At 62.4% G+C, this 9,170-nt stretch carries 8 protein-coding genes; 2 read left to right on the top strand and 6 right to left on the bottom strand.

Going from position 1 to position 9,170, the window contains the following annotated elements:
• Position 1: 1 nt before the first annotated feature.
• The 6 genes from R3217_04385 to R3217_04410 form a co-directional block, all read right to left on the bottom strand.
• Positions 2 to 1,960 (bottom strand): acetoacetate--CoA ligase, encoded by a 1,959-nt coding sequence (locus R3217_04385; GenBank protein MDX1454676.1) that lies wholly within the window; start codon positions 1,958 to 1,960, stop codon positions 2 to 4.
• Between the two features lie 33 nt (positions 1,961 to 1,993).
• The gene (locus R3217_04390; protein ID MDX1454677.1) at positions 1,994 to 2,941 is read right to left on the bottom strand and encodes an FAD-binding protein; all 948 of its coding nucleotides are present in this window, start codon (positions 2,939 to 2,941) and stop codon (positions 1,994 to 1,996) included.
• The gene (locus R3217_04395) at positions 2,941 to 3,687 is read right to left on the bottom strand and encodes an electron transfer flavoprotein subunit beta/FixA family protein (GenBank protein MDX1454678.1); all 747 of its coding nucleotides are present in this window, start codon (positions 3,685 to 3,687) and stop codon (positions 2,941 to 2,943) included. Before R3217_04395 ends, R3217_04390 begins: the two co-directional genes overlap by 1 nt.
• A gap of 17 nt (positions 3,688 to 3,704) precedes the next feature.
• A complete protein-coding gene (locus tag R3217_04400) occupies positions 3,705 to 5,330 on the bottom strand; it encodes an electron transfer flavoprotein-ubiquinone oxidoreductase (protein ID MDX1454679.1) in 1,626 nt (541 codons plus the stop codon).
• Positions 5,331 to 5,463: 133 nt separating this feature from the next.
• Positions 5,464 to 6,234, bottom strand: coding sequence for an SDR family NAD(P)-dependent oxidoreductase (locus tag R3217_04405; protein MDX1454680.1), 771 nt, complete (start codon positions 6,232 to 6,234; stop codon positions 5,464 to 5,466).
• A 125-nt stretch (positions 6,235 to 6,359) separates the two neighbouring features.
• Positions 6,360 to 7,256 (bottom strand): polyprenyl synthetase family protein, encoded by an 897-nt coding sequence (locus R3217_04410; protein MDX1454681.1) that lies wholly within the window; start codon positions 7,254 to 7,256, stop codon positions 6,360 to 6,362.
• Positions 7,257 to 7,339: 83 nt separating this feature from the next.
• Between R3217_04410 and mvaD the strand changes: the two genes are divergently transcribed.
• Together mvaD and R3217_04420 are read left to right on the top strand one after the other, a co-directional pair.
• The gene (gene mvaD / locus R3217_04415) at positions 7,340 to 8,314 is read left to right on the top strand and encodes a diphosphomevalonate decarboxylase (GenBank protein ID MDX1454682.1); all 975 of its coding nucleotides are present in this window, start codon (positions 7,340 to 7,342) and stop codon (positions 8,312 to 8,314) included.
• Positions 8,311 to 9,170, top strand: an 860-nt coding sequence (locus tag R3217_04420; GenBank protein MDX1454683.1) for a hypothetical protein, incomplete at its 3' end; no start/stop codon positions are given. The genes mvaD and R3217_04420, both read left to right, overlap by 4 nt.

The following is a 9,170-nucleotide window of genomic DNA, read 5'->3' on the forward strand; positions in this document are numbered from 1 at the left end:
CTCAGTCTGTCTGCAGGTCAGGGACGTCGCGAAACTGCTCGAGTGCCTCTGGATTGGCCAGGGCATCGGTGTTCTTGACTGGTCGACCGTGCACGACATTGGCGACTGCCATTTCGACGATTTTTCCGGAAATTGTCCGCGGTATGTCGGTAACTGCCACGATCTTGGCGGGCACATGTCGAGGCGTGGTATTGGCACGAATCTGCTTTCGAATGCGTGACTGAAGTTCATCATCGAGCGTGACGCCGCTTTTCAGGCGTACAAACAGCACGACACGGACATCGCCTTTCCACTGCTGCCCTATAGCCAGAGATTCGAGAACTTCATCCAGCTTTTCGACCTGGCGGTATATTTCGGCAGTACCGATTCGTACACCGCCCGGATTCAGCGTGGCATCCGATCGTCCATGGATGATGATGCCGTCATGGGCAGTCAGTTCTGCAAAATCGCCATGGCACCAGGTGTTGTCGAAGCGATCGAAGTAGGCGGAGTGATAACGTTCGCCGTGTTCGTCATTCCAGAAATAGATCGGCATGGAGGGGAAAGGCTTTTCGCAAACCAGTTCGCCTTTCTCTTCCCTGACCGGGTTTCCTTCGTCGTCGTAAATCTCGACCGCCATGCCAAGCCCGCGGCATTGCAGCTCGCCCTTGTAGACCGGCAATATCGGATTGCCCAGCGCAAAGCAGGAAATGATGTCCGTGCCTCCGGAAATGGAGGAAAGCTGCAGGTCTTCTTTAACGTCGCGATAGACGAAATCGTAGGATTCCGGCAACAGGGGCGAGCCGGTAGACAGTATCGCCTTGAGCCGCGACAGGTCGACCTCTTTGCCCGGGTTGTAACCGGCCTTGTCCACGGCGGCGATGTACTTGGCGCTCGTGCCGAAGACAGAAATGCCTTCCTCTTCCACCATCTGCCACATGGCCTCCGGGCCGGGATGGAACGGCGAGCCATCGAAAAGCACGACCGTGCTGCCCGTTGCCAGGCCCGAGACCAGCCAGTTCCACATCATCCAGCCGCAGGTGGTGAAGTAGAACAGGGTGTCGTCGCGCGAAAGGTCGGTATGGAGTACGTGTTCCTTGAGATGCTGCATGAGCGTGCCGCCCGCGCCATGCACGATGCACTTTGGCACGCCGGTAGTACCGGATGAGTACATGATGTACAGCGGATGATCGAAGGGCAGCTGTTCGAATTCGATTTCCGTTTCGTCCGAAAGGAAGTCGTTCCAGAGCACGGCATTCGGCAGGTCAGCCGTTGAGGCTGCGGTCTGCACCTCGGGAATGACGACGACCTTGTCGACGGCCAGCTTTTCGAGCACGCCGCGCATCGGTTCCAGCGAATCGATGGTCTTGCCGTTGTAGTAGTAGCCGTCGCAAGTGAACAGCAGCTTCGGTTCGATCTGGCCGAAGCGGTCCAGTACGCCATTGATGCCGAAGTCGGGCGAGCAGGACGACCAGATGGCGCCACAGCTGGATGCGGCGAGCATCGCTATGACGGTTTCATGGCGATTTGGCATGAAGCCGGCCACGCGGTCACCCGGCTGGACGCCCAGTTCGCGCATGGCACCCGCGAGCCTGGCAACCTGTTGGTAGAGTTCGGCGTAGGTAAGCGCGGTGCGATTGCCGGACTCGTCGCGGAAGACCAGCGCAGTACGCTCGTCCCGGAAACGAAGCAGGTTTTCGGCGAAATTCAGGCGCGTACCGGTGAACCAGCGAGCGCCCGGCATCTTGTCAGCGTCTTCCAGCACCGACTCCCATAGCCTGGAAGCCTGGATGCCGCAAAAGCCCCAGACCTCCGGCCAGAACTTCTCCGGGTGCTCGACCGACCACTGCCATAGCGTGGGGTAGTCCACGACCTTGGCATCGTATTCCTTGCCGATCCGCGCAATGAAGCGTGACATGTTGGTAGTGGCCATGCGCTCTGTGGACGGCGTCCACATCGGCTTGTCGTTACGCTCGCTCATGATCTTGCTTCGATTCCTGTCTTTGTTCTTGCCTCAGGATTTGGCTGCGTCGATGGCAGCTTCGAGTTTCGGCAGGATATCGAACAGGTCGCCAACCAGGCCGATGTCGGCGATGTCGAAGATCGGTGCGTCCGGATCCTTGTTGATCGCCACGATGGTACCGGCATCCTTGATGCCGGTGACATGCTGGATGGCCCCGGAAATGCCGAAGCACATGTACAGGTCCGGCGCGATGATCTTGCCTGTCTGGCCGACCTGCATGTCATTGGGGACGAAGCCGGCGTCGACGGCGGCGCGCGACGCACCGACTGCTGCGCCCAGCTTGTCGGCAAAGCGATAGATGATGTCGAAGTTTTCCTTGCTGCCAACGCCGCGGCCACCGGAAATCACGACCGGGGCTGATTGCAGGTCGGGACGATCGCTTTCGGACGCTTCAAGCTTCACGAAGCGGGTGTGCGACGGCAGCTCGACATCGAGCTCGCGCTTGTCGATCGCTGCAACGTCCGTTCCCGCAGGTGTGGCCTGGTAGGAAGCGACCCGAACCGTGCCGCAGATGGTGACGCCGTCAGGCACCTTGACCGTGGTAAGGACATTGCCAGCATAGATCGGGCGCTGGAATTCCCGTTCACCGGCCACTTCCATGATGTCGGAGACCTGTGGAACGCCCAGCATGGCAGCTGCGCGCGGCATGACATCCTTGCCGAATGTCGTGGATGGCATCAGGACAGCCTCGTAGCCTTCGGCCAGTTTGGCAATCTGTGGAGCCAGGATGGCCGCCAGCGGTTGTGCGTTCTCGTTGCGCTCTACGGCTATGACATTCTTCACGCCATCCAGCGCAGCCGCCTTCTCCGCAACCGCATCGACCGAGTCTCCGAAAACGGCAACGTCGACGTCGCCCAGCTGCGCCGCGCAGGTGAGAGACTTTGCAGTGGAAGGATTCAGTTTGCCGTCAGCGTGTTCGGCGATCAGCAGGACCTTCATTACAGCACCCCCTTGTTCTGCATGGCTTCGACCAGTTCTTCGACCGATTCGACCTTCTTGCCGCCCTCGCGCTTCGGCGGCGGAGCATAGCCGGTGTTTTCCAGTGTCGGGGGCATGTCGACACCGAGATCGGCAAGTGCCTTCACATCCAGTGGCTTCTTCTTGGCTTTCATGATGTCCGGCATCTTCACGAAGCGCGGTTCATTCAGGCGCAGGTCCGTGGTGATCACGGCCGGCAGGTCGATTTCGATGACCTCGAGGCCGGCGTCGACTTCGCGAGTCACAGTGGCCTTGCCATCGGCCAGCTCGACCTTGGAACCGAACGTTGCCTGCGGCAGGTTCGAAATCGCCGCCAGCATCTGGCCGGTCTGGTTGCAGTCGTCATCAATGGCCTGCTTGCCCATGATGACCAGCTCGGCACCTTCTTCCTCGCGGAGCTTCTGGATCACGCGCGCCGCGCCCAGCGGCTGCACCACGTCATCGGTTTCGACCAGTATGGCGCGATCGGCGCCCATGGCCAGCGCATTGCGCAGCTGCTGTTCGCAGACCTTCTCGCCTATCGAAACAACGATGACTTCTTCGGCATCTCCGCGTTCCTTGATGCGCAGTGCTTCTTCGACGGCAATTTCGTCGAAGGGGTTGATGCTCATCTTGACACCATCGGTCTGGACGCCTGAGTTGTCGCGCTTGAGTTGCACGCGCACGTTGTAGTCGATAACGCGCTTGATCGGGACAAGAATCTTCATTCTTCTTCCTTCCAGGTTTACAGGTTCTGGTAATTGGGTCCGGAGCCGCCTTCCGGCGTCGTCCAGGTGATGATCTCGTAGGGATCCTTGATGTCGCAGGCCTTGCAGTGCACGCAATTGGCCGCGTTGATCTGCAGCTTCCGGCCACCGCTGCCATCATCCACCATTTCGTAGACATTGGCGGGGCAGAAGCGCGTGCAGGGGTTGTCGTATTCCTCTGCACAGGTGGTGGCACAGATGTTCGTGTCGGCAACCTTCAGATGCGCTGGCTGCGATTCGTCGTGTTCCGTTGCCGCAAAGTAGACGGACGCCAGTCGGTCGCGCGGTTCGAGGTCACGCTCCTTGATGGCTTGCGGCAGGTCGCCGGCAGCTTCTGTCTTTCTCAGTTTTGCCCAGTCCGGTTTGCCATGCGACAGGGTCCACGGCGCCAGCCCCAGGGTGATGGTCTCGAAGGCGGCATTGAGCAGGCCGAACCAGAGTCCTTTCTTGAATCCCGGGGCGATGTTGCGGACCTTCTTCAGTTCCTTCGCAGCAGCGGATTTCCGGAATGCCGCATCCCAGCCTTCGGCCTTGCCGCTGGCAATGAAGTGGTCGGCGGCAAGCATGCCGCTGCGAATGGCCATGTGCACGCCCTTGATCTTGGCAAAGTTCAAGGTGCCGGCGGCATCGCCGATCAGCATGGCACCGGGCACGTCGAGTTTCGGGAGCGACTGGAAGCCGCCCTTGGCCACCGTGCGGGCACCGGAGGATACGATTTCGCCACCTTCCAGCAGTGCCTTGACGCTGGGGTGATGTTTGAACTGCTGGAAGGCTTCGAACGGCGAGAACTCCGGATGCTCGTAATCCAGCCCTGCGATGTAGCCCACGTATACGCGGTCTTCATCGAGGTGGTACAGGAAGGAGCCGCCGTAGGCATTCGAAGCGAGCGGCCAGCCCACCGTGTGTTCGATGCGGCCCGGTTTCACGCGGCCCTCAGGCAGCTGCCAGAGTTCCTTGAAACCCAGGCCATAGGTCTGGGGCTCCGAGTCCTTGTCGAGTTCGAAGCGCTTGATCAGCTGCTTGGATACCGAGCCACGGCAGCCCTCGGCAAGAATGGTCAGCGGCGCGCGGATGTCGACGCCGGGCGCGTAGTTCGGCCCTGGCTTGCTGCCATGCTCGCCGTCCTTCTCCAGGCCCATGTCACCGCAACGCACACCCACGACCTTGCCGTCTTCGATCAGCGCTTCGGCTGCCGGAAATCCCGGGAAGACATCGATTTCCATGGATTCGGCCTTTTCAGCGAGACGCTGGCAAAGGGAGCCCAGCGACACGATGACATTGCCGTGGTTCTTCTGTTGCGGTGGCGTAGGGAGTTTCCTGCGGCCGGATTCGGAGAGCAGGGCGAACTCGTCTTCTTTTGCGTCGACACAGATGGCCGGTGGATTGTCGCGCCACTCCGGCCAGAGCTCGTCCAGCGGGCCGGTTTCCAGCACGCAGCCGGAGAGGATGTTGGCGCCGATCTCGGAGCCTTTCTCCAGCAGGCAGATGTTCAATTCGGCATTGGCCTGCTTGAGCTTGATGGCGCTGGCCAGTCCGGCGGGGCCACCACCGACGATGACCACGTCGTATTCCATTACGTCTCGTTCGACGTCATTGACGCTCATGCTATCTCCGCTACGGCTATGGCAAAAAGTCGCAGCCCCCGCGTGCGGGGGCTGGCAAATCGGCAAACCCCGAGTCTACCGAAATGGCGGGCTTTTTTCCCGCTCGAAACGGCAGCCTGCCCGGGCAGGTGCCTTATTTCGGCTGCATGCGAATGGCTCCGTCGAGACGGATGCATTCGCCATTCAGCATGGTGTTCTCGCAGATCGAGGCCACCAGGTCGGCGTATTCCTCGGGCTTGCCGAGGCGCGACGGGAAGGGCACCTGCGCACCCAGCGATTCCTGCACTTCAGGGGGCATGCCTTCCATCATCGGGGTCCAGAAAATGCCCGGCGCGATGGTCATGACGCGCACGCCGATGCGCGAGAACTCGCGCGCCAGCGGCAGGGCCATGGCGGCGACACCGCCCTTGGAGGCGGAGTAGGCTGCCTGGCCGATCTGGCCTTCGAAGGCAGCCACGGACGCCGTGTTTACCAGCAGGCCACGCTCGCCGTCGTCACCGGCTTCGTTGTCCTGCATGGCTTCGGCAGCGGCCTTGTTGAGGTTGAAGGTGCCGACGAGATTGACCGAGACCACCTTGGCAAAGAAATCCGATGGCATGGCGCCATCGCGACCCAGCGCACGCTTGGCGCCGAGGATGCCGGCACAGGAGACGGCCAGGTTCAGGCCGCCAAAGGCTTCCTTGGCCTTGGCGACGGCGGCATTGACGTCGTTTTCGCTGGAGACATCGGTCTTGATGAAGAGGGCGCGTTCGCCGAGCTTGTCGGCGGCCGCCTTGCCGGCTTCCTCGTTGATATCCAGCATGGCGACGTGTCCACCCGCGGCGATGACTTTCTCGGCCACGGCATTGCCGAGCCCCGAGACACCACCGGAAATGATGGCCTTGATGTTCTGGTCGAATTTCATCAGATGACTCCCTGTTGATGCGTGGTAGCGGCGCGCCAGCGGGGATTCCCGGGCACGTCCGGCTTGCAGACGGGGCGATATTATAAGGAGATTGCGGCCGGATTTCCCAGCCGGAGGGCGCCAGGTCAGTGATCGCGATCGATCAGTGCGATGGCCAGCTGCCGCAGGGCCTCGGCGGAGGGCCCGAGGTCGGCAACCGCTGCCAGGGCATTCGCCCGCAGTTCCTCCAGGCGCTCCAGGGAGGCTTCCCGGCCCAGCAAAGCCGGGTAGGTGGCCTTGTTGAGGCCAAGGTCGGAGCCGATCGGTTTGCCGAGCTTCCGTTCGTCCCCGTCGATATCCAGCAGGTCGTCGCGCACCTGGAAGGCCAGTCCCACGGCATCGCCGAAGCGGGACAGGCGGCCCAGCAATTCCTCGGAAGCCTCGCCGCAAACGGCCGCCATCAACACGGCGGCCTTGATCAGTTCGCCGGTTTTCAGGGCATGTATGCGGTCGAGCTCGGCAACATCGAGCCGGCAGCCCTCGGCTTCCAGGTCCATGGCCTGTCCGCCTGTCATGCCGGCCGGGCCGCCTGCGCGGGACAGCAGGCGCACCAGTCGGAGCCTGACGGCAGGGTCCGCCGGCAAGCCCGGGTCGGTGGTCAGCAGCTCGAAGGCCTGCATCTGCAGGGCGTCGCCAACCAGTATGGCGGTAGCCTCGTCATATGCTCGATGAGTGGTCGCCCGGCCACGCCGGAGATCATCGTCATCCATCGCGGGCAGGTCGTCATGGACCAGCGAGTAGCAGTGGATCATCTCCACTGCCACGGCCACCGCATCGACCCGCCCGGGGGCGATGTCCAGCAGCTCGGCGCTGGCATAAGCCAGCATCGGCCGCAGGCGCTTGCCGCCGTTGGTCATGGAATAGCGAATGGCGGACGCGAGCCGGGCAGGGACGTCTATGGGCAGCAGCAAGCGTCGCCGCAGTTCGCGCTCGAAGCGCGCCTTGCGGTCAGCCAGCCAGGTTTCCAGGTTGCTGCTCTCCATGGTGGCGGAAGATTAGCAAAGGCGGCAGGCATGGGACAGCCTGCGGTAGAATGCGGACTTTGTGCCATGGCGAGGATCGGCCGGTGTCGAAAAGCGTTACCCGACAGGCAAATGCGAACATTGCGCTGGTGAAATACTGGGGCAAGCGCGGTGCTGCGTCGCTCAACCTGCCGGCCGTGGGTTCGCTGTCGGTGACGCTGGATGGCCTGGCGACGACGACCACCGTGTCGCTGGACCAGAGCCTGACGGCCGATGTGTATGTTCGCGCCGGCCGGGAGCGACCCGAAGAGGGACGTCGCGCAAGCGCCTTCCTGGATCGCCTGCGGGACGCCTCCGGAACGAAGGATTTCTGCCGCATCGAGACCGACAACAACTTCCCGACGGCTGCAGGCCTCGCGTCCAGTGCCTCCGGCTTTGCCGCCCTGACACTTGCGGCCAGTGAGCTCTTCGAGCTTGGCCTGGACGACCGCGCGCTCAGCCAGTGGGCCCGACAGGGCTCGGGTTCGGCCGGACGATCGATTTTCGGGGGCTTCGTGCTGCAGCATCGCGGCGAGCGTGAGGATGGCGAGGACTGTTTTGCCGAGCAGCTTCGCCCCGCCAGCCACTGGCCGCTGAAAGTCCTGGTCGGGGTGACCGATGCACGCCAGAAAGCTACCGGCTCCTCGGACGGCATGCGCCAGACCGCCGAGTCATCGCCTTATTTCCAGGCCTGGCAGGCAGGTCAGCCGGCTGACCTGGCTGCTGCCCGGGAGGCCATCGAGGCACGTGACTTCGACGCGCTGGCCTCGATCACCGAGCAGTCCTGCCTGAAAATGCATGCCACGGCGATGGCGGCGAATCCCGGCGTGATCTACTGGAACGCCGCTACCCTGGAGTTGATCGAGGCAGTTCGGGATTTGCGCCAGAAAGGCCATGGTGCGTGTTTCACCATCGATGCCGGCCCGCAGGTGAAGGTGGTCTGCCAGCCGGAAGCCGCCGCTGCTGCCGACGACATGCTGCGTGCGCATCCGGGTGTTGCCGAAGTCATCAGTTGCGATCTCAGGGAGGAGGCCTCATGAAGCAGGGAATCATTCGCGCAAGCGCGCCGGGCAAGTTGATCCTGGCCGGGGAGTACGCTGTCCTGGACCACGCACCTGCGCTGGTGACGGCCGTGAGTACACGGGCTCGCTGCGAGTTCAACGCAGACGCGGACAGCAAGCAGCTTCGCATCCTCGCCCGCCCGCTGAGTGACCAGCCGCGACGAGCGATCCTGGGCGAGGAATTGCACTGGGAAGATGCCGATGTACCGCTGTTTTCAGCTGCATTTTCTGCCCTGAGCTCGGAACGACGTGCAGCACTGGCTGGAGCCGGCGGCGATCTGCTGATGGATTCATCCGCATTTTTCGTCAAGGAGACCAAGCTCGGGCTGGGTTCCAGCGCCGCGATGCTGACGGCCTTGATGGGTGTCTTGTGGGAACTGTCCGGTGGCCTGCCCGACGAGCCAGAGGCTTTCGAGGCATTGCGTGTGGCACACACCCTGTTCCAGGGCAGTGGCAGCGGCGCAGACCTGGCAGCCTCGCTGGTCGGCGGCACCTTGCTGTTCCGCCGCGATCCGGCGATTCGCGCGCCGGTCAGCCTGCCGGAAAGCATCGAGATCATCCCTGCCTGGACGGGCAATGCCGCTTCGACGCCCAAGTTCCTGGAGCGACTGGCGGCCTTCGAAAAGGATCATCACGAGGACTTCCTCGCCCGCTTCAAGGTGCTCGAGCAGGAGGCCGAGGAAGTGGCCATGGCGGCAGCCGAGGGCAATGCCGAGGCGCTGCTTGAGGCGCTGGGCGATTTCAGTGCCGGATTGAAGGCGCTGGGCGAGGCAGCAGACATGCCGATCTGGGGCGAGGCACAGCGGGCCATTGCGGCTGCCGTGGCAGCCGAGGA

This window comes from Gammaproteobacteria bacterium, from assembly GCA_033720895.1.
GTDB lineage: Bacteria > Pseudomonadota > Gammaproteobacteria > Natronospirales > JAJUFS01 > JAWWBS01.

Excerpts from the sequence above, each read along its gene's own strand:
- R3217_04385 (MDX1454676.1), bottom strand. The coding sequence starts at position 1,960 with ATGAGCGAGCGTAACGACAAGCCGATGTGGACGCCGTCCACAGAGCGC.
- R3217_04390 (MDX1454677.1), bottom strand. The coding sequence starts at position 2,941 with ATGAAGGTCCTGCTGATCGCCGAACACGCTGACGGCAAACTGAATCCT.
- R3217_04395 (MDX1454678.1), bottom strand. The coding sequence starts at position 3,687 with ATGAAGATTCTTGTCCCGATCAAGCGCGTTATCGACTACAACGTGCGC.
- R3217_04400 (MDX1454679.1), bottom strand. The coding sequence starts at position 5,330 with ATGAGCGTCAATGACGTCGAACGAGACGTAATGGAATACGACGTGGTC.
- R3217_04405 (MDX1454680.1), bottom strand. The coding sequence starts at position 6,234 with ATGAAATTCGACCAGAACATCAAGGCCATCATTTCCGGTGGTGTCTCG.
- R3217_04410 (MDX1454681.1), bottom strand. The coding sequence starts at position 7,256 with ATGGAGAGCAGCAACCTGGAAACCTGGCTGGCTGACCGCAAGGCGCGC.